Here is a 21,224-nt window from a genome sequence, read left to right as displayed (position 1 = left end):
GATCTGGTTTTTCCTGGCCTGCGCTATCCTGGCCCTCAAGAGCCGGTCAAGTTGCCGGCGTAGTTTCTCAGTGGAGGACCTTCTCATGAAATTCTCGACCTTGACCGTGGCGGCCGCCTTGGCGCTGGCCGGTAGCGTGGCCCAAGCGGCCAGCTACAACCTCGGCGACATCACCGCCACCGGCGCGTCCCAGAATTCTGCGAGCTTCGCCAATGGCGCGAACTTCACCGACAGCTGGAACTTCTCGCTCACCGGCGCCAATGATGTGGCGGCGCTGATCAGCGCCAACTTCGCCCGCCCCGAATTTGCCTTCAGCAATTTCCAGGCCTTTGTCAGCGGTGGCAATTTGCCCGGCCAGGTGGCTTTGAACCTGACCAGCGGTAATTCCTTCCAGATCCTGGAAGGCTCGGGCCCGACGATCGCGGGCAACTACACCATCACGGTCAGCGGCATTTCCAACCGCAACAACAGCTTCTACACCTTCAACGTCGACGTCAGCCCGGTGCCGGAACCCAGCAGCTATGCCTTGCTGATGGTGGGCCTGGGTGTGGTCGGCTTCATGGCCCGGCGCAGCCGCAAGGTCTGAACCAGGCCTGGGCCACGCCGCTTGCCGGCGGGGCCAGCGCAAAGAAAAGGATAAGCGGGCAGAGCCCGCTTTTTTCATGGCTGAACGGCGCTCGCGTCGGCTCAGGCGAAGCGGAACACCGCCACCGATTGCGCCAGCTTTTCGGCATGGAACTTGAGGCTCTCGGCCGCGGCCGCGGTCTGCTCGACCAGGGCGGCGTTCTGCTGGGTGCCGGCGTCGATGCTGGACACGGAGGCGTTGATCTGGGAGATGTCCCGGCTTTGGGTTTCAGCCGCCTGGGTGACCTGGGCGATGCGGGCCGAGACCTGGCGGACCTCGTCGACGATGCGTTCCATGGAGGAGCCGGCTTCGTTGACCAGGCGGTTGCCCACCTCGACCCGTTCGACCGAGTTGTTGATCATGGATTTGATCTCGCGCGCGGCCTGGGTGCTGCGCTGGGCCAGCTGCCTCACCTCGCTGGCCACCACGGCAAAGCCCCGCCCCTGTTCCCCCGCGCGGGCTGCCTCGACCGCGGCATTGAGCGCCAAGATATTGGTCTGAAAGGCAATGCCGTCGATGACGCCGATGATCTCGGCGATCTTGTGGCTGGCGCCGGCGATCTCGTTCATGGTGTGCACAACCTGCTGCACATGCTGGCCGCCCTGCTCGGCCACGCTGCGCGCCGAGTCGGCCATTTGAGTGGCGGAACGTGAGTGCTCGGCCGCCTCGCGGATGGAGCCGGTCATTTGCTCCATGGCCGCGGCAGTCTGTTGCAGCGAGGAGGACTGTTGCTCGGTGCGGCCGCTGAGGCTTTGGTTGCCGACGCTGATCTCCTGCGCCGCCAGGCTCATGCTTTGCACCGCTTGGGCGATGCCGCCGGCCAACTGCGCCAGCGACAGTCGGGTGTGCTCCAGCTTGTCCATCACGCTGCCCGGCCGGCCCTGCAGCGGCACGCTGAAGTCACCCTGAGCCAGGGCCTGGCAGACCCGCATCAGCTCCTGCGGTTCGGCGCCAAGTTGGCGGCTGATGCGGCGCGCCACCCAGAGGCTGATGGCGATCGAGGCGCTGGCCAGCAGCAGCAGGCCGAGGACGATGCCGGCCCGTGATTGCCGGGCCTCGCGGATGGCGGCTTCGGCCTGGGCCCGCATCTGCTGCGCTTCCTGGTTGACCAGTTGGCGCTGCTGCGCCGTGACCTGGTTCAAGGCCAGCTGCGCGGGCCGGACCTTCTCGACCACCAGCGCCTTGACGTCGTCAAAGCGGCCTTCGTCGATCATGCCGGGCAGTTGGCGCGTCAGGGCTTCCATGGCCGCCGTGCCGGCCTTGAGCTGAGCCCATTGGGCTGCCTGTTCGGGCGTCCAGTGGCTTTGGTCCAGCTGCGTGGCCAATGCTCCCAGTGCGTCGGCCTGGGCTTTCAGCTCGGCCTGCAGCTGGGCTTGGACCTTGATGTCCTCGTTGATGGCCAGGTCGCGCACGGTGATGGCGCGGCCCAGGTTGTTGGCCTCAAGACTGGACACCGAGGCCAATTTCGCCACCAGGTCTTGGGTGGCCGCTTGCAGCTGTTCGCTGAGCGCGTGCACTTGCCACAAGGCCACGCCCGCCAGAGCCGACAGGCTGAGGATGACGGTGGCGAAGGCGGCGAGCAGCGTGCGTTGGATCGTGGTCTCTTTTTTCATCTGAACTCCCTGGATCCGAACGGGCTGCGGGGCGCTATTGCAGGAACAGCTTTTTGGCCTCCGTGCTGAGCAGGTAGTCGAGTACTTTGCGCACCTCCGGCGTGGGCTCACCGACCGTCACCAGCCCCAGGGGGCGCGACAGCGCTGGCGCCTTCAGTTCCTTGATCTTGCCCTTGGCCGATTCGGCCGTGCCCGAGCCGACATAGCCGATGGCGGCCTTGTCACGCGCCACCTCGGCCAGCTCGGCGGCGCTGGTGCGAAGCTCTTTGGCGCTGCTGGCGAAGGCCTGGCCGGCCAGCAACTGTTTTTCCAGCACGCCGCGCGTGCCCGAGCCGGGCGCGCCGGTCACGACCAGCACGGCCAGGTCGGGGCCGCCGACCTCTTTCCAGTTCTGCAGCTTGCCGCTGAGCAGGCCGCGCAGTTGGTCCCGGCTCAGCTCCTTGACCGGGTTGTCGTTGTGAACAATGGGCACCAGCTGATCGGTCAGCAGGGTGTGCAGCTTCAGGCCGCCGGGCGCGGCCGCGCTGCCGGCCTTTTTGGCGTCGTCCACGGCCTCGTCCAGCGAGGCCGACACGGCCGCCACCTTGACCTTGCCCTCAAACAGCATCTGCATGCCTTTGCCGGTGCCCACGGACAACATCTTCAGTTCGATGCCCGTGGCCTCACGCAGCTTGGCCTGGCTGGGCTCGACGATGGACTTGGCCACGGTGGACGAGCCGGCGACTTCCAGCACCTGTGCTCTTGCGGGCGAGAACGATAGCGAGAGGGAGAGCGCGACAGGAAGGGCGGATGCCAGGCGCATGCCCAGCTTGAGTTGAAGTGCAGACAGCATGCAAAGTCCTCAGAGTGGGGCAAACAAAGGGCGCAGGCCGGAGCAGCGGGTGTGCGCTATGACACCCATGCCGCGACCTGCGAGCCATTCTTTGGACGCTCTGTGACGCAACCGTGACAGCCGCTGGCGTGCGGCCACGATTTCCTTGCTTTTCAAGCCTGGGGCTGCGGTTTCAGCCTGGTTCCCGCTCTCGGGCCGCTGTTGCCGGCGGCTTCAGGCCAGGCCTGCGTAGAGCTCGGCGAACTCCAACGTCAGCTTGTGGCGCGGGTCCAGATGGACCATGGGGCGTGAGAGTTCGTGTGACTCCTTGATCTTGACGCTGGCGCTCAAGTAAGGCGTTAGCACCGGCAGGCCTTCATCGATCAAGGCTTGCACCGTGCGCTGGGGCAGGGCGGCGCGGGCCTGGAACTGGTTGACGATGATGCCCTCGACCTGCAATTCGCGGTTGTGGTCGGCCTGGATTTCCTTGACGTTGTCGAGCAGCTCGTAGAGCGCGCGGCGCGAGAACTCGTCGCAGTCGAAGGGGATCAGGCAGCTCTGGGCAGCGATCAGGGCCGAGCGGGTGTAGAAATTCAGCGAGGGCGGGGTGTCGATCCAGATCTCGTCATAGTCCTCGCTCAGCTCGGCCAGGGCGTCGCGCAGCTTGTAGATCTTGTAGCGGCTCTCCAGCTTGCTGTGTAGTTCGTCCAGCGCCGCGCTGGCCGGCATCAGGTGCAGGTTCTCCCAGGGCGTGGCGACGATGAAGTCGCTGGTCTTTGGGCTGCGCACGCTGAACTTGAGCGTGGTCTCGAAGAACTCGGCCGCGCCGGCTTGTTCCTCGTCGGCGGCGTCGCCGATCAGGTAGCGGCTGGAATTGGCTTGCCGGTCCAAATCCACCAGCAGGGTGCGCCGGCCTTGGTGCGCGGCCATGGCGGCCAGATTGGCGGTGATGGTCGATTTGCCGACTCCGCCTTTTTGATTGAACACAACACGGCGCATCAGGGACCCCTGCTTGTTGGCGATGGCCATATTGTGCACTGCAGCAAAGTGTGCCGAAAGCGGCGCGCTTCATGGCGCCAGCAACGCCGTACCCCCGCACCCAGGGGGCATCCGGCTGCCGGCCGGTCCGCCACCGGTGCGTCACATCAAGCTGTCACAGGCCCTGGACACACTGGCGCCGCGCTTGGGGGCTGGCCCCTGCTTGCGCCCCCTGGCCCAGGCGACCGGGCCTCATCACTTCACAAGGCAGAACATGCAATCAGCTCGTCCCTTCTCCGCTCCTTCCGCCCTGAGCGCCTTGGTCGCCCTCCTGGCCTTCGCCAGTGCACCGGCCCAGGCCCAGCTCAAGATCACCGAAGTCTCGGCCTGGTCTAGCGGCAATTCCGCCTATGGCGCCGACTGGTTTGAACTGACGAACTTCGGCAATAGCGCCCTGAGCTTGGTCGGCTGGACCATGGACGACAACTCCAACGGTACGGCCAAAGTGGCTCTGACCGGCATCACCAGCATCGGCGCGGGCGAGTCCGTGATCTTCACCGAGAAAGCGGTCACGGCCAGCTTTCTGAACACTTGGTTTGCAGCCCTGGCGCCAGCGGGCCTGCAGATCGGCTTGTATGTGGGTGCCGGCGTGGGCCTCAGTACCGGCGGTGACGCGGTCAATGTCTTTGACGCCAGCGGCACTTTGAAGGCCCGGGTGGAGTTCGGCGCTTCCAGCACAGCCGCGCCGCTGCGGACCTTCGACAACGCAGCCGGCCTGAACAACAGCCCCATCAGCCAACTCAGCGTGGTCGGCGTCAACGGCGCCTTCCTCTCGGCCGATGGCCAAGAAATCGGCTCACCCGGCCTGATCGCTGCTGCCGTTCCGGAACCCGAAAGCTATGCCTTGATGCTGGCCGGTCTGGGCCTGCTGGCCGCCGTCGCACGCAAGCGCACGCGCTGATTGCCGGCCCGCCTCGCCCGCTCACATTCACGGACTTCTCATCCTTATGAAAATCAAACCTCTGCTTCTCGCGATGCTCGCCGCTGCTTGCAGCCTGGCTCAAGCCGGCAACAGCCTCAACCTCGCCAACTACCAAGTCAAAGCCAGCTATGCACTGGACCTGCTCGGTGGCACGACAGCCGGTCAGATCTCCGGCTTGGAAGCGTCAGCTGTCAGCTATGCCCGCGACCGCGGCACTCTGTTTTACGTGGGCGATGAAGGCACCGGCGTGGTCGAGATCTCGCTGACCGGCCAGACCCTGGGCAAGATGGCCTTCAACTGGAGCGGCACCGGCAGCACCAAGCACGACACCGAAGGCCTGGCCTATCTGGGTGACGGCGTGCTGGCCCTGAGCGAAGAACGCCTGCAGGATGTTTACCGCTTCAGCTTTGTCGATGGCGGCAGCGCCCAACTGAAGAACGCCTTTGTCTCGATTGCCAACAACGCGGTCGGCAACAACGGCATCGAAGGCCTGGCCTACGACGCCCGCAATGGCGGCAGTTTCATCACCGTCAAGCAGCAGACACCGCAAAACCTGCTGATCGGCAGCCTGAGCTTCGCCGCGGCCACCGGCAACCCGCCGTCCACCTCGGGCGATGGTTCCACCCCGCCGGGCGGCGGTGTGGCCGCCATGAGCAGCCTGTTCGACCCGAGCAGCTTGGGCCTGAGCACGCTGTCGGACGTGGCCAGCCTCTCGGGCGTGGACAGCCTGACCGGCACGGCCGGTGCCGACAACCTGCTGCTGCTGAGCCTGGGCTCACGCAAACTGGTCGAGGTCAACCGCCAGGGTCAGGTCTTGAGCAGCTTCGATCTCAGCAATGTGCTGCCGAACAACGGCATTGAGGGTGTGACCATTGACGAGAAGGGCACCATCTACCTGGTCGCCGAACAGGATCAGACCGGTTCGGCCCTGCCAGGCGTCAAGTCCCAGCTGATCGTGCTGTCGGCCATGGCGCCGGTGCCGGAGCCGAGCAGCTACGCCTTGATGGCCTTGGGTCTGGTGGGCCTGCTGGGCGCGGTCAAGCGTCGCCGCGACGCTTGAGGCCTTGATGTGATGTGAATGGGGGGCTGCGGGAGCAGCGCCCCGGAATGTGCAGTCTTAGAGTTTGCGATTTTTTGTAGCGAGCGGCTGTCAGGCTAGGCTGAGCCCGGACGGATCCAGTCCTGAGGACTGGATCTGACTGGCGAAGGACTCAGCCTCTGGCCGAGGCGGACGGAGCGCAGGAACCGGAACGTACTTTCTGTACGTGAGGATTCCGAGCACCGGACCAACGACGGATGACAGTCGCGCAGTAAAAAAGGCGCGAACTCTTAAATGCGGTAGCCGATCCAGGCCAGGGCGGTGCTACCCGCGCCTATGAACAGGGCGGCGGCCACCCACAGCGATCTCAGCACACGGCGCGGCCGGCGTTCCGACGCGCTCCAGACGGGCAGGTCGGGCAGGTCTTCGGCAAAGGCCTCGCTGCGGTAGAGAAAACTGGGGGCGGTGGGACCGCTGGTGTTCATGGCTGGCTCCTGGCTTCAGCGTCGCTGGGGTGTTGTGGACTCAAATATCGCCGCTTGTGGCCGGTCTGCCATTCCTCATGCGGGTTTGATTTGTTTCAAAACTTGTCAAACTGCACGCATTGCCGGCACCCAGCGGCCGAGTCGGAGGCAAGACCTGCCCCCATAAGGTGCGCTAACTGCACCGTTGCAGGGCCAAGAAGGCAGATTTCGATACCGGGCGGCGCTGCTCACGCGTCCGCGACAATCGGGGCTGAGTCATCCCCTCGAAACAACAAAAAGGACCGAGCACCATGGGCGCACAGTGGAAAGCAAAGCACAAGGACCTGGCGTCCAATGCCAAAGGGCAGATCTTCGGCAAGCTGTCCAAGGAAATTCAGTTGGCCGCCAAGAGCGGCGCCGACGTTGATCTGAACCCGCGACTGCGCATGGTGGTCGAGCAGGCTCGCAAGGCCTCGATGCCGCGCGAGACTCTGGAGCGCGCCATCAAGAAGGGCGCCGGCTTGCTCGGCGATGCAGTGCACTACGAGCGCGTCACCTACGAAGGATTTGCCCCGCACCGCGTGCCGGTCATCGTGGAATGCCTGACCGACAACGTCAACCGCACCGTCTCCGAGATCCGCGTGCTGTTCCGCAAGGGCCAGCTCGGCGCGGCCGGTTCGGTGTCCTGGGACTTCAGCTATCTGGGCCTGATCGAGGCGAACCCGGCCCAAGCAGGCGCTGATGCCGAACTCGCCGCCATCGAAGCCGGCGCGCAGGATTTCGAGCTCGGCGAGGCTGATGAGGACGGCGAAGTGGCCCCCACGGTTTTCCTCAGCGATGCGGCCGATCTGGACCTGGTCTGCCGCGCCCTGCCGCAGCATGGCTTCAATGTCGTCTCGGCCAAGCTGGGTTATCGGCCCAAGAACACCGTCAGCCTGAGTGGTGCCGAGCTGGAAGAGGTCGAGGCCTTTCTGGCCGCCATCGACGCGCACGATGATGTGCAAGAGGTCTACGTCGGCCTGGCTGGCTGAGTGTGCTGGCAACATGTTCGCTCCGCGCCATGTTGTCATAACCTCTAAAAATGACGGCATGAGCCGGGCGCAATCTTTGCCATTGAGGCGAACGTCAACTACAGCAGTCGGCTTTGCTTGGCAAGCGTGACTTGCTTTGTGTTGTTGCATCAGTTCGGGCTTGCACACCATCCGACAGGCCGCCAACAATGAAAGCACAGCCCTAGAGCTGAATTCTTAGCGCGGAGTCTTTGGCCGACCCATGGGTTCAGGCGAGATGAAACTGCGCGCCAGAAGCGAGGGCATCCCGACACTGGGATGCCTGTCGAGGAGGAGTCCATGGTGGCCGCAGTTCTGCTGCGGCTGGGTGTTGATGAATTCGTCGCTCTGGAGGTTGTCGTGCTCAGATTCCGTCCATTTCTTCGTCGATGCCAGGTTCCGTCCCTGGCAGTTTCCTTGTTGCTGCCAATGCTCTGCGCTCCGGCGTGGGCACAGAACTTGGTGGTGGTTGTGTCAGCCAAGAGTGATGCGGCCAAGCTGACGGTCGATCAGGTGGCGTCCATCTTCCTTGGCAGTGTCAAGAGCTTTCCTGGCGGCGAAAAAGCGGTGCCGGTTGATCAGAGCCCGGGCACTGCGAGCTATATCGAGTTCTACAACCGGGCTGCCGGTCGCAGTGAAGCCCAGATGAAAGCCTACTGGTCGCGCATGGTGTTCACTGGCAAGGGAGCGCCTCCACAGGATGCCGGCGACGGTGCAGCGGTCAAGAAGTTGGTGGCTGCCAATCCGAATTTGGTCGGCTACATCGATGCCGCTCAAGTGGACGGCAGCGTCAAAGTCCTGTCCGAAATCAAGTGAAGCAGAAGAGGATGCACACCATGAACAAGAGTCTTCATTGCGCACTTCTGGCGGCTTGTGCGCTTCTGCCCATGACGGCACAGGCCGAACAAGACAGCGGTATCCGTTTCACCTGGTCTGGCTTCGCCAATTTGACCGTTGCCAAGGTCCTGAGTGGCAAGCAAGGCAGCTATATGCAGTGGAACTGCCCGTGCACGATCCAGAACTGGGAGTACGTGGGCGTCTATCAGAAGTCGCGTGGCTGGCAGGCCGATCAGGAGTCGCTGCTGGGTCTGCAAGGCACCCTTCATCTGAACGACAAGCTGTCCGCCACGATGCAAGTCCTGTCTCGGCCCAACAATGACCATTACCAGCCGAGCGTGGACTGGGCGTACGTGTCCTACGCCTTGAGCGACGAGTTGACGCTGCAGGCCGGGCGCAAACGCATTCCGCTCTACTACTACAGCGACTTTCTCTACATCGGCACGGCCTATCCTTGGGTCCGGCCAGCACCTGACGTGTACGGCTGGCCCATCTACGCCTACGACGGCGCCAACCTGGCCTACAGCCGGCAGGTGTTCGGTAAGTGGACGCTCGACGCCAATGTGTGGGCCGGTGGGTTCAACTACCCGAACAACCCCTATGACACCAAGATCTATTTCGGTGATCGGACGGATGAGCGCTGGCGTCGGATTGTGGGCGCCTATGCCACCTTGAGCGACGGCGAAATCAGCGCAAGGCTGATGATGATGAGCTTTAAGAACGATCAGAAGACCATCAAGGCGGATGGCTCCACGACGATCAATCTGGACGGCTACAAGACCGACATCATGGGCCTGTCGCTGAACTATGACGGCCGGTCCCTGATCTTGCGTAGCGAACTCAACAAGTTCAAGCAGGACGTGTCGGGCTACACCTACAACTACTTCCTGCTCGGGGCTGGCTACAAGCTGGGCGACTGGACGGGCATGTACACCATCTCACGTTACCGGACCGAGGAAAACGCCTTTGGCGCCGCGATAGAAGGTCGGCGCACCAAGACCCTGGCCTTGCGCTGGGACTTCAACAAGAACTTGGCTTTGAAGGCGCAGTACGACCTCTCGGAAGACCAGAGCAAGTACAACTTCTTTGGCGACTACAAACTGCTCTCGTTCTCAGCTCAAACCTCGTTCTGAGTGTCAGCGGCCCAGGCCAGCGTTCGAAACAAGGACGCTGGTCTGGGTCCTGCTAGCTTCTTTGGTCTTCAGGCGAACCAGTCTTCGTCTGGGAGCTTGGCGAACACCCGCTTCAAACCTTCGCCCCAGCCGCGGCGCAGCTTGTTGAAGTAGGGGTCGTCGGCGGTGACGCGGTGCGGTGCGGCCGGCGCGAAGCTGTGGGCGCGGTAGAGCAGCATGTCGATGGGCAGGCCGACCGAGAGGTTGCTGCGTATGGTCGAGTCAAACGAGATCAGCGTGCACTTGGCCGCTTCCTTCAACGAGGTGCCGGTGTTGATGACGCGGTCGATGATGGGCTTGCCGTACTTGGACTCACCGATCTGGAAATAGGGCGTGTCTTCGCAGGCTTCGATGAAGTTGCCCTGGGCGTAGACATGGAAAAGCCGAGGCTCTTCGCCGCGGATCTGGCCGCCGACGATGAAGTTGCCGCCGAAGTCCACGCCCTGGCCCAGGCTTTGCGAATTGGCATCGCGGGCGACGATTTCCTTGACCGTGCGCCCGACCAGCTCGGCCACGTCGTACATGGACTTGCGGTTCAGCAGATGCTCACCTTCATGCTCCAGGCGCTGGCGCAGCAGGCTGATCACGCTCTGCGTGGTGGCCAGGTTGCCGGCGCTCAGCAGCACGATCAGGCGCTCTTCCGGCGCTTCGAAGACATTCATCTTGCGGAAGGTGGCGATGTGGTCGACGCCCGCATTGGTGCGCGAGTCCGAGGCGAACAAGAGGCCGGCGTCGAGACGCATGGCAACGCAGTAGGTCATGGGGCAGCCGGGGGAATGTAAGGTTCAGGAGAACGGGGGCGCTGCGATTATCTCCGCTGGTTCCGGGCCCCCGTCGCCGTTCATTGCTGAGGCGCCGGCGCGACCGACACCTGCACATTGGCTCGCAAGGCCTCGCTGCCGCCACCCAAGCGCATGCCGCGTACCGGGCAGGCATCCAGGTAGTCGGCACCGATGGCCAGCTGGACATAGCGGCCACCGGCCAGGCATTGGTTGCTGACATCAAAGCCCAGCCAGCCGCCGCCCTCGGCGGCGCCGCCGGGCAGGCGCACCTCGGCCCAGGCGTGGCTGGCCACATGTTCGGTGTCCGCCGCCAGATAGCCGCTGACATAACGCGTTGGCACGCCGAGCAGGCGAGCGCAGGTGGCAAAAACCTGGGCATGGTCCTGGCAGACGCCCAGGCGCGCGGCAAAGGCCTCGGCGGCCGGTGTGGCGGCGTCGGTCGATCCGGGGGTGTAGGGCATGTGGACGGCCAAGGCCTGCAGCATGGCCATCAAGCCTTCGCGCGCGTCGGCCGCCACAGCGGCGGCGTGGGCCGCAGCAAAGTCACGCAGGGCTGCATCGGCCTGGGTCAGGGGCGAGTCGCGCAGGAACACCTCGGGCGGGAAGCGGCCGTCCTGTGGGTCGGGCGTCGGCGGGCTGTCGTCGGTCTCGACCACGCCGCGAGCGTAGAGGTGGATTTCGCTGTGCGGCCGGTCCAGCGCCAGCACATGCATGACATTGCCGTAGGCGTCCAGGCATCGGCTGGCCGCGCCCGGCAGGCTCAGGTCCCAGCTGAGCACCTTCTGCCGCGCACCCTCGCTCGGCGTCAGACGCAGATACTGGGTGCTCCGCTGCACGGGGTGCTGGTAGCGGTAGACCGTTTCGTGGTGGATGGCGAGGTGCATGGTGGGGGTGGTGAGTGGTGAGTGGTGAGTGGTGACTGGTGAATCGTGAATGGGTGGTGGTGAGTGGTTCGCTGAACATGCGTGACTTGGCAGTCAGCCGATCACGATTCACCATTCACGATTCACCAAATCCCCTGGCATCAATTCGCCTCCAAATACGCCGCACGAATCGCATCGCTGAGCTCGGCCGATTCCTGCAGAAAGCCGGTCAGCCAGCGGTGCACGCCGGTGGCGAGGATTTCGCCGACCTCACCATACTCCAGGCTCAGGGCCAGGCGGCCGGCCAGCTGCTTGACCTGGCGGCCGGCGTCCAGCGAGCCGCTGCGGGCTTCGATCTGCGGCAGGATGGCGCGGATCTCGTCACAGCAGGCGCGCAGCGAGCGCGGCACATCGGGGCGCAGGATCAGCAGCTCGGTCACACGCCGGCTGTCCAGCGCGTCGCGGTAGACGGCGTGGTAGGCCTCGAAGGCCGAGAGCGAGCGCAGCAGCGCGCTCCAGGCGTAGAAATCAGGCGCGCTTTCTTGCGGCACATCCACGGGCATCAGGCTGTCGACCGCAGGCTCGATCAGCTGCGACTTCACATCGAGCAGGCGGGCGGTGTTGTCGGCCCGCTCGATGAAGGTGCCCAGGCGGATGAAACAGTAGGCATCGTTGCGCTGCAAGGTGCCGTAGGTGGCGCCGCGGAACAGGTGCGAGCGCTCTTTCACCCAGTCGAAGAAGCTGGAGACGCTGGCGATACCGCGCTTGGGGAACTCGCGTCCTTCCAGCCAGGTGCTGTTGATGGCCTCCCACATCTCGGCGGTGATCTGGCCGCGTACCGCATGGGCGTTCTCGCGCGCCGAGCGCAGGCAGCTGAGCACCGAGGCCGGGTTGTCCAGGTCCAGGGCCATGAAGTTGAACAGGCGCTCGGCCTCCAGCGGTTGCTGGCTGGCGGTGAAGGCTTCCAGCGTGCCGGTGACGGCCAGCGGTGCCGCCAACTCGGTCATGGCGCCACGCGACTGAGGCAGCAGGGACAGGGAATGGGTGACGTCCAGCATGCGCACGAGGTTCTCGGCGCGCTCGACATAGCGGCTCATCCAGTAGAGCTGGGCGGCGGTTCTCGACAGCATGTCAGGCCTCCAGGATCCAGGTGTCTTTGGTGCCGCCACCCTGGGACGAATTGACCACCAGGGAGCCTTGCTTCAAGGCCACGCGGGTCAGACCGCCGGCCACCATATTGACCTCGCGGCCGGTCAGCACAAAGGGCCGCAGGTCGATGTGGCGCGGCGCGATGCCGGCCTCGACAAAGGTCGGGCAGCTGGACAGGCAGAGCGTGGGCTGGGCGATGTAGTTGGCCGGGTTGGACTTGACCCTTTCCTTGAACTCTGTCACCTCGGCCGCCGTCGAGGCCGGGCCGACCAGCATGCCGTAGCCGCCGGCGCCATGCACTTCTTTCACCACCAGCTCGGCCATGTGGTTCAGCACATGGTCGAGATCGGCCGGCTTGCGGCATTGCCAGGTCGGCACGTTGTGCAGGATGGGCTCTTCGCCGAGGTAGAAGCGGATCATGTCCGGCACATAGGGGTAGATGGACTTGTCGTCCGCCACGCCGGTGCCGATGGCATTAGCCAGAATCAGGTGACCCTGCTTGTAGACGGACAAGAGGCCCGGCACGCCTAACATCGAATCGGCACGGAAGGCGAGCGGGTCGAGGAAGGCATCGTCGATGCGGCGGTAGATCACGTCCACCCGCTTGGGGCCGACCGTGGTGCGCATATAGAGAAACTCGTCCTTGACGAACAGGTCCTGGCCTTCAACCAGCTCCACACCCATCTGCTGGGCCAGGAATGCATGCTCGAAGTAGGCGCTGTTGAAGGGCCCTGGTGTCAGCACCACCACGGTCGGGTTCTCGGCCACCGAGGCATGGCGCAAGGTGTTGAGCAGCAGGGTGGGGTAGTGGGCCACCGGCGCCACCGGGTACTTGGCGAAGAGCTCGGGGAAGAGCCGCATCATCATCTTGCGGTTTTCCAGCATATAGCTGACGCCGCTGGGCACGCGCAGATTGTCTTCCAGCACGTAATAGCCGCCGTCGGAGTGGCGGATCAGGTCGACGCCGGTGATGTGGGCATAGATGCCATGCGGCAGATCCAGGCCCTGCATGGCCGGCTGGTACTGGGCGTTGGCGAAGACCTGCTCCGCCGGCACCAGGCCTGCTTTAACGATCTCATGGTCGTGGTAGATGTCCCAGAGGAAGCGGTTCAGTGCATTGACGCGCTGGCGCAGGCCGGCTTCCAGCATGCGCCACTCCTCCGCCGGCACGATGCGGGGCACGGTGTCGAAGGGGATCAGGCGCTCGGCGCCGGCTTCGTCGCCGTAGACGGCGAAGGTGATGCCGACCTTGTGGAAGAGCAGGTCGGCCTCGGCCCGTTTCTTGGCCAGGGCCTCGGGGGTCTGGGCATGCAACCAGTGCGCGAAGGACTGGTAATGCGGCCGCAGGGCGCCGCTGGGCAGCAGCATCTCGTCGTAATGGCCCGGGGCGGGCAGGGTGAGGGCGTGCATGGTGTCTCCGTGGCCAGTGCTGGCGATGAATGCAAGGGCTGTGCCTGATCCGGCTTGCGGCGCTGCTGCGGCCTGCTCCGGCCCAGCATGAACCTGTTTGGTGCCGGGCGCCAGAGAGACCGGTTTTGGTGCATCCGCTTTGAGACAGATTGGTGCGCGCCTGGCGATATGCTTGCCGCGCCAGCTGTGCGCTGGCTGTCCATCAGCCGGGGGAGCGTCGTCGCATGCGCATGTCATTGAAGTCAGTGTTCGGCTCTGGGGCTCTGGTCCTTGTGCTGGCGATCTCGGCCGGACCTTCGAGTGCCCAGGCGCTGGCGGCGGACGCGGCGGCCTCGGCGGCGCCGACCCACGCACCGGTGGAGATCCTCAATCGCCGTATCGCCGAGTACCGTGCGCCGTTTTTGGGCGTCAGCCCCGCCGAGCGTGCGCGTCGCACCCATCTGTACATGAACGAGGTGCTGGCCCGTTCGGGGCCAGGCGTGGTGCTGGTGCGCAAGGAGGGGCAGGGTCAGGTCTTGATGCTGGACGGCGAGATGGCCCTGATCCTGACGCCCGAGGATGTCGACGTGGCCAGTGGCGCCACGCTCGACAGCACCGTGGCCCATGCGAAACGGCAGCTGGAGCTCTTGATTGCCGAGACGCGCGAAAGCCGCGATCAGTCGCGCCTTTGGCACGCTGCTCTGCTCAGCCTGGCAGCCAGCCTGGTGTTTGCCGGCCTGGTGTGGGCGGTACGGCGCGGCCAGCAGGCGCTTGATGGGCGCCTGGCCGCCCAGATGGCGCAGCGCAGCGGCGCCTTGCATCTGGCCGGCACGCCGCTGCTGCAGCGGGACAAGCTGCTGAGCTTCAGCCACTGGCTGGTGCTGGGCCTGAGCTGGAGCCTGATTGCCCTGCTCAGCTACCAGTGGCTGAGCCTGGTGCTGAGCCAGTTCCCCTACACACGCCCCTGGGGCGAGCAACTCAGCGCCTACCTGCTGCAGGTGCTGGTGAAGATCGGCGGCGGCATATTGCGCGCCTTGCCCGACCTCTTCATCGCCCTGATTATTTTTGGCATGGCGCGTGCGGCGACTGGCATGCTCAAGCCGGTGTTCGACCGCATCGAGACCGGTGAGGCCAGCCTGGGCTGGATGGATCGCGACACGGTGCGGCCCTCGCGCCGCATCATCAACACCGGCATCTGGTTGTTCGCTCTGGTGATGGCCTATCCCTACTTGCCCGGCTCGGGCAGCGAGGCCTTCAAGGGCATGTCGGTGCTGCTGGGCCTGATGATTTCACTGGGTGCCTCCAGCATCGTTGGCCAGGGCGCCAGCGGCTTGATCCTGATGTTTTCGCGCACCATACGCGTCGGCGAGTATGTGCGGGTTCAGGAGCACGAGGGCACCATCACCGAGCTGGGCATGTTCACCACCCGCATCCGTACCGGCCTGGGCGAAGAACTGACCCTGCCCAATTCCCTGGTCATGGGCTCGGTCACCAAGAATTATTCGCGCGCCGTGCATGGCAGCGGTTATGTGGTCGACACCACGGTGACGATCGGCTACGACACACCTTGGCGCCAGGTTGAGGCCATGTTGCTGGAAGCGGCGCGCCGTACACCGGGCGTGCTCGACATGCCGCCGGCGCGGGTGTTCCAGACCGCGCTGTCGGATTTCTACCCCGAGTACCGCTTGGTCTGTCAGGCCGTGCCCAGCCAGCCACGCCCGCGTGCCGAGGTGCTCAGCAATCTGCACGCCCACATCCAAGATGTGTTCAACGAGTACGGCGTGCAGATCATGTCGCCGCACTACCGCAGCGACCCGGCCAGCCCCAAGTTCGTGCCGCGCAGCGCCTGGTTCAGCGCGCCGGCTAAATCCGAACCCAGGCCCTAGGTGGCCTGAATGCCGCGTGGTTCGTCCTGCAGCACGCTGTAGATGGTGTCGTCGTCACTGACCAACAACTGGCGCGCCAGGCGCTGGCGACCCAGACTCAGCGCAACGCCGATGGCCACCAGCAGGCTGGCGCCATAGAGGCCCATGAATCCGGGGTAAAGCAAGACGATGGCCAGGGGCTTGGCCACGCCCAGGAAAGCAGCGAACAACCAGGAGGCGCTGCTGATACCGCCCAGCAGCGCCGGCAGGCCGGCGGCTTTTTGTGGCTCCTCCTGGGGCGAGGCCAGCAAGGGGAAGGCCCAGCGGTGCAGGGCCCAGCCATTGAGGGTCAGCACCACGACCACGCTGAGCTTGGCCAGAAGCTTGGGCTTGTCCAGCATGACGGCTGGGTCGAAACCGGTGTCGATGGCGATCAGCCCCAGACCGGAGATCCACAGCGCCAGCAAGGCCAGGCTGACCAGGCGCGTGGATTTCTGCAGCAGCAGCCGATCGACGCGCTTGGGCATGAAGATGGCGATATCGCCGAGAACCACGCCGGCGGCTGCGGCAAAGCAGGCCAGCACATGGGTGTAAAGCGCAAACATGCGCAGCAAGGCCGATGTTTCAAGCAGTTCCACGTACGACGTCCTCTCTGTCGTGCTGAAAAGTCCGGTGGGTGCGCAGGGCGCTGGACCCGAATGACCGTGACTTTGATCACACTTTGTGGGCGCGAGTCTAAGTTCGCTCTGTGACACCCGCATATCAGGGCTTGCCAGGGGTGTCAGATATTGCTATAGCGCCGCCTGCAAATATCGATCAAGTGAAAAATCTGCTTGACGCTGTCGATTACATAAGTAAACATCACTCATCGTTTACAAAAGTAATCAATCCTCATGAGCCCGCCAGACCAAGCCGCGACGATGAGCATTTCCGAGGCCGAAGCCCAGGTGATGGAGGTGCTCTGGCAGCGCCATCCACAGAGCACGGATGAAATCGCTCAAGCCCTGGTCGAGCGCCAGGACTGGCAGCTGGCCACCATCAAGACCCTCGTCAACCGCCTGTTCAACAAGGGTGCGATCAGCGCCGAGAAAGACGGCCGCCGCTATCTTTACAGCCCCGTGCTGCAGCGCGAGAGCTGGCTCAGCGCGCAGAGCATGGGCTTGCTGGACCGACTGTTTCAGGGGCGCCTGACCCCGCTGGTCGCGCACTTCTCGGCCCAGCGCAAGCTCGATGCCGCCGAGTTGAAGGCGCTCAAGCAGCTGATCCAGGACTATGAAAATGATTGAGGCCCAAGACCTGAGCTCGGTGTCCACGTGGCTGTTGCACGGGCTGGGCGTGCAAACGCTGATGCTCAGCGGCGTGGTCTTGCTGCTGTGGCTGCTTCGGCCGGTACTGCTGCGCCTGCTTGGCGCCGGTGCCAGCTATGCGGCCTGGCTGGCCCTGCCCTTGGTCTTGCTGGCGCAGACCCTGCCCAGTTCCGAGGCCTGGAGCCCGGCCGTGGTGCTGCGCCTGAAGGCCCAGGCCTTGGGCACCTGGAGCGAGGCTTTACCCGCATGGGCTGGCCTGCCCGAGGGCGCCGCAGCCGGCGCGAGCTTGGGGCTGCCAGCTTGGCTGTGCCTGATCTGGTTGCTCGGAACCCTGCTGTGCCTGGGCCTGCTGGCCCTGCGCCATGCCCAGCTGCTGGGGCGGCTGCGCTTTGATGCGGCGACGGGTTGCTGGCGCTCGCCGGCCGGCACTGGCCCGGCCCTCGTGGGGCTTTTGCGTCCGCGCCTGTGTCTGGCCGAGGATTTCGAGGCCTGCTTCAGCCCGGCCGAGCAGGCCTTGATCTTGGCCCACGAGGGTGTGCACCTGAGCCGGCGCGACAACCTCAGCCAGCTGCTGGCCAGTCTGCTCTGCTGCCTGCACTGGTTCAACCCCCTGGCCTGGTGGGGCCTGCGCCGCCTGCGTGCCGATCAGGAGCTGGCTTGCGATGCCCGCGTGCTCCTGCAGCAACCGCGCAGCGCCTTGGCGCTCTACGCCAGCGCTTTGCTCAAGGCCCAAGACCTGCAGTCCCTGACGCCGAGTTCCCATGGCAGTACCTTGGCCTGCAGCTGGCAGGCCCAACACCCTTTGCTGGAGAGAGTTCATATGCTGAAAGACCACCACCGCCTGCCCCAGTGGCGTCGCCGCCTGGCCCTGGCCCTGACCTTGGGGCTCAGCCTCGGCAGCGCCGGCCTGGTTCATGCCCTGAAGCCCACGCCGGCTCCGGTGGCCACGAAGCCGACCGTTCCACCGGTACAGGAGGGCTATCACTTGGTGGAGACCGATGTGGACTTGAGTGTCAATGGCGAGTTGCGTCGAGCGCTGCGGGTGACGTCCTACCAGTCCAAGTCCAACTTCTTCTTCAGCAAAAAAGCAGGCGAGAAGACCGAGGAGGATGTTTGGATGATTCGTCTGGAACCCACGACCATGGCCGATAACAAGTTCCGCTTGGACTTGGTCATCCTGCGTGGCGATTCCAGCGTGCCCTATGCCTCGGGCGAGGATTGGCACGGCAATCTGCGGGTGGTTGCAAAACCGGCTCTGATCATCAAGGCCGGCGAGCCGGCCCGCATCGAAGTCAGCGACGACAAGGACGGCCAGGTGCTGCGCCTGGATCTCAACAGTCATTGGGTGGTCGCTGAGAGCCTGACGATCCTCAAACAGGTGATCGATCGCCCTCAGCCCTGAGTACCTTGCGTCAGGCCCTCAGCCGCTGATGAATGCCGCCCCCAGTGAAGCGCGTGGCTTGGATGGCAAGGCCTTGGTGCCGGCTTTGATCCAAGCCTGCAGGCTGGCGCCGAGGCTGTCCAGTGGATGGCCGCCGGGCAGCGTGGCGGGGCGCCGTGCGAGGGCGCGTTCCAAGCTGGCTTGGGCAGCCTGGGTATCGCCTTGCAGCAGCTGGGTGTAGGCCAGGTCCAGATGGGCCGACCAGTTGAAGGCGCTGGCCGGGTCGGTGCTGGCTTCCAGTGCGGTCACGCGCTTGTCCTGCAAGCTGCGACTGCGGCTCAGTTCGCCTTGGGCGCGAGCGAGTTGCGCTTCCACCATCAGCAGGCGCGACTTGCCATGGGCTTCACGCCGGTCGCTGGCTTCGATGGACTGCATGCAAAGCTCGGCCAGCGCAGCTTCGTCATAGGCCAAGGCCAGCTCAGCCAAGTCCAGGGCGATGCCGCTGCGCTGTCGGGCGGTGAGGGCGCTGTTCTGGCGCAGCCGATCAAGCAAGTGCATCAGTTCCTGCCTTAGCGGAGCCGGCATGGCCTGCTCGCCGCGCAGCTTGTGCATCCCCGCAGACTGCAATTGGTGGCGGGTCTGGGCCAGCAAAGCCATGCTGAGCAGGCGCAGCTGTGAGCTTTCGGGCCAGGCCTTCTCGTGCGCGGCTTTGTCGATCAAGGCCTGCAGCTCGCTGTGCGCCTCGCCGTACTGGCCACGTGCCAGGAAGTACTCGTTGATGAAGCTGCGATGCTCCAGAAAGCTCAGGGCATTGCCCGGCCCCAGCACGCGGTTCATGTCTTCCACCAGGGTGCGGTGGGTGCTGAGCGCACCCTCGAACTGGTTCAGGCGCAGCAGGTCGGTCAAGTGGTTCTGGCGGATGACCAGCATCTGCATGGCCAGCTTGGGGTCGCTCGTGCTCCAAAGGTCGCGTGTACCTTCCAGCGCGGCCAGTGCCTCGCGCGGCCGGCCTTGCTCATTGCGCAGCACGCGCAGATTGTTCAGATAGTCGGCGCGCTCCAAGGCGCCACCCGGGTGCAGGCGCTGCTGCAGGGCGCCGCTCTGGGTCAGGATGCGTTCGGCGTCATCCAAGCGGCCCAGGTGCATGGCGTTCGCGGCCAGCACTTGCAGAGTCAGGCTGTGCGGCTCGGAGACCTCGCCGAAGGTTTTGACGATGGCGCCGAGCTGGGGTTCCAGCAGCTTCATCGATTCGACATGGTGGCCGCTGATCTGCCACAGCCAAGCCTGCCCCAGCTGGGCTTTCAGAGCCTCGGGCGTGCCCTCCCCATGGCGTTCCAGGGCCAGCTTCAGCCATTGCTCGGCGAGGGGGAATGCGGCATCGAAATGGTTGAGTGCCGCATAGGTGTTGCTGAAAACCTCGAGCAGGCGCAGCCGGGTGTCCGGGTCATCTGCGAACTTCTGCGGCAGCTCGGCGCGGCTTTCATTGAGCAGCTGCAACACGGTCGGCCATTGGCCGCCATGGGCCTCCGGTGTGGCCGACGCCAGCAGATCCATCAGGTAACGGGTCACATGGTCGGACTGGCGAGCTGAGCGCTCGGCGCGCTGCCATTGCCAGGTGGCTGCACCCAATCCCAGGCTCAGGCTCAACACCACCATGGCCGCGGCACCGGCCAGGACAGCATGGCGGCGCAGCAGCAGGCGGCTGCGATGGCGCCAGTCCTCGCGCCGGACACTGACCGGCCGGTGTTCCAGCCAAGCCTGCAAATCGTTGATCAGCTCGCGCACGCTGCCGTAGCGGTCTGCCGGCCGCTTGCGCAGGGCTTTGCTGACCACGGCCTCCAGGTCGCCCTGGGCCAGCTTGGCATCAAGCGGTGGCCCTGGGCTGAGCGGGTCCTGCAGGTCTCCGCTGTGCTCGCCGGCCGGGAGCAGGCGCCGGGGCTCGTCGTGCAGCAAAGCATGTTCGCTGGCGGCCCTTTTGCTGCCGCGCGGCGCGAAGGGCAGGTGGCCGCACAGCAGCTCAAACAACATCACGCCGAGGGCGAACACATCCGCGCGGGTGTCGATGGCTTCGCCCAGCACCTGTTCCGGCGCGGCGTAGTTCAGCGTCAGGCTGAGCCCGGCCTGGCGGGTCAGGTCGTGATTGCCCTCGTCTTCCAGCAGGGAGGCGATGCCGAAGTCGAGCAGCTTGGGTTGGCCATTGGCCATCACCAGCACATTGGAGGGTTTGAGGTCTCGGTGGACCACCAGCTGGGCGTGGGCATGGTCCACGGCTTCGGCCACGCGAATCAGCAGCTGCACGCGTTCACGCACGCTCGGGCAATGCTCGCGAACATGGGCGTCGAGCGCTTGGCCGGACACATGTTCCAGCACCAGATAGGCTTGGCCCGCTTCGCCGATGCCGGCGTCGAGCAGACGCGCGATGGCCGGGTGGTTGAGGCGCCCCAGCAAGGCGCGCTCACGAGCAAAACGGGCGCTCAGCTGACGGGCGTCGAGATCGCTGCGCAGCAGCTTGATGGCGGCCTTCGCCTGATACAGGCCGTCGCCACGCTCCGCCAACCAGACCTCGCCCATGCCGCCTTGGCCAATCCGTTCGAGCAAGCACCAAGCGCCCAACCGTGGCCGCGGCGGTGGCTGCGGGGTGGTGGGCGTGGCGGAGTGCGCAGACTCAGATGTGACCGGGGGCTCGGTGGGCGACTCGGGCGCCGCCGCTGTGGCGGCCCTTCGCGTCACATTGGCGCTGGGCAGGGTGGCGTCATTGGCGAGCAGGTCGGCCACTTGGCGTGCCAAAGGGGCGTCTTCCTGGTGCAGGCGTTCCAGCCATGCACTGCGGGCCGCGGCGCTGAGATCCAGGGCCTCATGGAGCAGAGCGGATAAGCGTTGCCACTGAGCGCGGTCTGCAGACATGGTGATGGTGGAGC

At 64.8% G+C, this 21,224-nt stretch carries 19 protein-coding genes; 9 read left to right on the top strand and 10 right to left on the bottom strand.

The genetic code is table 11. The features are described from left to right. Positions 1-85 precede the first annotated feature (85 nt). Positions 86-586: an FxDxF family PEP-CTERM protein gene (locus tag LNV23_RS04845; RefSeq protein ID WP_263561931.1), complete on the top strand. Its 501-nt coding sequence runs from the start codon at positions 86-88 to the stop codon at positions 584-586. Between the two features lie 101 nt (positions 587-687). On the opposite strand, the gene LNV23_RS04840 is transcribed toward LNV23_RS04845, so the two are convergent. From LNV23_RS04840 to LNV23_RS04830, 3 genes are all read right to left on the bottom strand, one after another. Next, a complete protein-coding gene (locus LNV23_RS04840) occupies positions 688-2,238 on the bottom strand; it encodes a methyl-accepting chemotaxis protein (protein ID WP_263561930.1) in 1,551 nt (516 codons plus the stop codon). A gap of 34 nt (positions 2,239-2,272) precedes the next feature. Continuing rightward, positions 2,273-3,070, bottom strand: coding sequence for a substrate-binding domain-containing protein (locus tag LNV23_RS04835; protein ID WP_263561929.1), 798 nt, complete (start codon positions 3,068-3,070; stop codon positions 2,273-2,275). Between the two features lie 213 nt (positions 3,071-3,283). Next, positions 3,284-4,048, bottom strand: a complete 765-nt coding sequence (locus LNV23_RS04830) for a ParA family protein (protein WP_263562267.1) — start codon at positions 4,046-4,048, stop codon at positions 3,284-3,286. 253 nt (positions 4,049-4,301) lie between these two features. Between LNV23_RS04830 and LNV23_RS04825 the strand changes: the two genes are divergently transcribed. Both LNV23_RS04825 and LNV23_RS04820 read left to right on the top strand, forming a co-directional pair. Then, entirely contained in the window at positions 4,302-4,988 is a 687-nt protein-coding gene (locus LNV23_RS04825) for a lamin tail domain-containing protein (RefSeq protein ID WP_263561928.1), read from the top strand. A 46-nt stretch (positions 4,989-5,034) separates the two neighbouring features. Then, on the top strand, positions 5,035-6,069 hold the full coding sequence (locus LNV23_RS04820) for an SdiA-regulated domain-containing protein (protein ID WP_263561927.1): 1,035 nt from the start codon (positions 5,035-5,037) through the stop codon (positions 6,067-6,069). A gap of 269 nt (positions 6,070-6,338) precedes the next feature. Here the strand turns inward: LNV23_RS04820 and LNV23_RS04815 are convergent, their stop codons facing one another. Continuing rightward, positions 6,339-6,533, bottom strand: a complete 195-nt coding sequence (locus tag LNV23_RS04815) for a hypothetical protein (protein ID WP_263518021.1) — start codon at positions 6,531-6,533, stop codon at positions 6,339-6,341. 290 nt (positions 6,534-6,823) lie between these two features. Here LNV23_RS04815 and LNV23_RS04810 point away from each other — a divergent pair, with 290 nt between their 5' ends. The 3 genes from LNV23_RS04810 to LNV23_RS04800 all read left to right on the top strand — a co-directional run bounded on the left by LNV23_RS04810 (position 6,824) and on the right by LNV23_RS04800 (position 9,531). Beyond that, a complete protein-coding gene (locus tag LNV23_RS04810) occupies positions 6,824-7,543 on the top strand; it encodes a YebC/PmpR family DNA-binding transcriptional regulator (RefSeq protein WP_263518020.1) in 720 nt (239 codons plus the stop codon). A gap of 318 nt (positions 7,544-7,861) precedes the next feature. Continuing rightward, positions 7,862-8,377, top strand: coding sequence for a type 2 periplasmic-binding domain-containing protein (locus LNV23_RS04805; protein ID WP_263561926.1), 516 nt, complete (start codon positions 7,862-7,864; stop codon positions 8,375-8,377). Between the two features lie 20 nt (positions 8,378-8,397). Continuing rightward, positions 8,398-9,531, top strand: a complete 1,134-nt coding sequence (locus tag LNV23_RS04800) for a porin (RefSeq protein WP_263561925.1) — start codon at positions 8,398-8,400, stop codon at positions 9,529-9,531. Positions 9,532-9,599: 68 nt separating this feature from the next. Here LNV23_RS04800 and LNV23_RS04795 read toward each other — a convergent pair whose 3' ends face one another. From LNV23_RS04795 to LNV23_RS04780, 4 genes are all read right to left on the bottom strand, one after another. Beyond that, on the bottom strand, positions 9,600-10,331 hold the full coding sequence (locus LNV23_RS04795) for a proteasome-type protease (RefSeq protein WP_263561924.1): 732 nt from the start codon (positions 10,329-10,331) through the stop codon (positions 9,600-9,602). Positions 10,332-10,411: 80 nt separating this feature from the next. Next, on the bottom strand, positions 10,412-11,236 hold the full coding sequence (locus LNV23_RS04790) for a transglutaminase family protein (protein ID WP_263561923.1): 825 nt from the start codon (positions 11,234-11,236) through the stop codon (positions 10,412-10,414). Between the two features lie 140 nt (positions 11,237-11,376). Then, entirely contained in the window at positions 11,377-12,345 is a 969-nt protein-coding gene (locus tag LNV23_RS04785; protein ID WP_263518017.1) for an alpha-E domain-containing protein, read from the bottom strand. Between the two features lies 1 nt (position 12,346). Continuing rightward, on the bottom strand, positions 12,347-13,774 hold the full coding sequence (locus tag LNV23_RS04780; protein ID WP_263561922.1) for a circularly permuted type 2 ATP-grasp protein: 1,428 nt from the start codon (positions 13,772-13,774) through the stop codon (positions 12,347-12,349). Positions 13,775-14,004: 230 nt separating this feature from the next. Between LNV23_RS04780 and LNV23_RS04775 the strand changes: the two genes are divergently transcribed. Further along, positions 14,005-15,639: a mechanosensitive ion channel family protein gene (locus tag LNV23_RS04775; protein WP_263561921.1), complete on the top strand. Its 1,635-nt coding sequence runs from the start codon at positions 14,005-14,007 to the stop codon at positions 15,637-15,639. Here LNV23_RS04775 and LNV23_RS04770 read toward each other — a convergent pair. Next, on the bottom strand, positions 15,636-16,256 hold the full coding sequence (locus LNV23_RS04770; protein ID WP_263561920.1) for a hypothetical protein: 621 nt from the start codon (positions 16,254-16,256) through the stop codon (positions 15,636-15,638). The two genes, LNV23_RS04775 and LNV23_RS04770, sit on opposite strands and share 4 nt — an antisense overlap. Before the next feature lie 255 nt (positions 16,257-16,511). Between LNV23_RS04770 and LNV23_RS04765 the strand changes: the two genes are divergently transcribed. Both LNV23_RS04765 and LNV23_RS04760 read left to right on the top strand, forming a co-directional pair. Beyond that, on the top strand, positions 16,512-16,904 hold the full coding sequence (locus LNV23_RS04765; protein ID WP_263561919.1) for a BlaI/MecI/CopY family transcriptional regulator: 393 nt from the start codon (positions 16,512-16,514) through the stop codon (positions 16,902-16,904). Further along, a complete protein-coding gene (locus tag LNV23_RS04760) occupies positions 16,897-18,327 on the top strand; it encodes a M56 family metallopeptidase (protein ID WP_263561918.1) in 1,431 nt (476 codons plus the stop codon). The genes LNV23_RS04765 and LNV23_RS04760 overlap by 8 nt, the downstream gene beginning before the upstream one ends. An 18-nt stretch (positions 18,328-18,345) precedes the next feature. Here LNV23_RS04760 and LNV23_RS04755 read toward each other — a convergent pair whose 3' ends face one another. Beyond that, positions 18,346-21,210: a serine/threonine-protein kinase gene (locus tag LNV23_RS04755; protein WP_263561917.1), complete on the bottom strand. Its 2,865-nt coding sequence runs from the start codon at positions 21,208-21,210 to the stop codon at positions 18,346-18,348. Between the last annotated feature and the right edge of the window lie 14 nt (positions 21,211-21,224).

Source organism: Kinneretia sp. DJ1R-11 (assembly GCF_025717595.1).
GTDB lineage: Bacteria > Pseudomonadota > Gammaproteobacteria > Burkholderiales > Burkholderiaceae_C > Paucibacter_A.
Note: the sequence above shows the minus strand (reverse complement) of the source record. Positions and strands in the feature narration are given on the sequence as shown.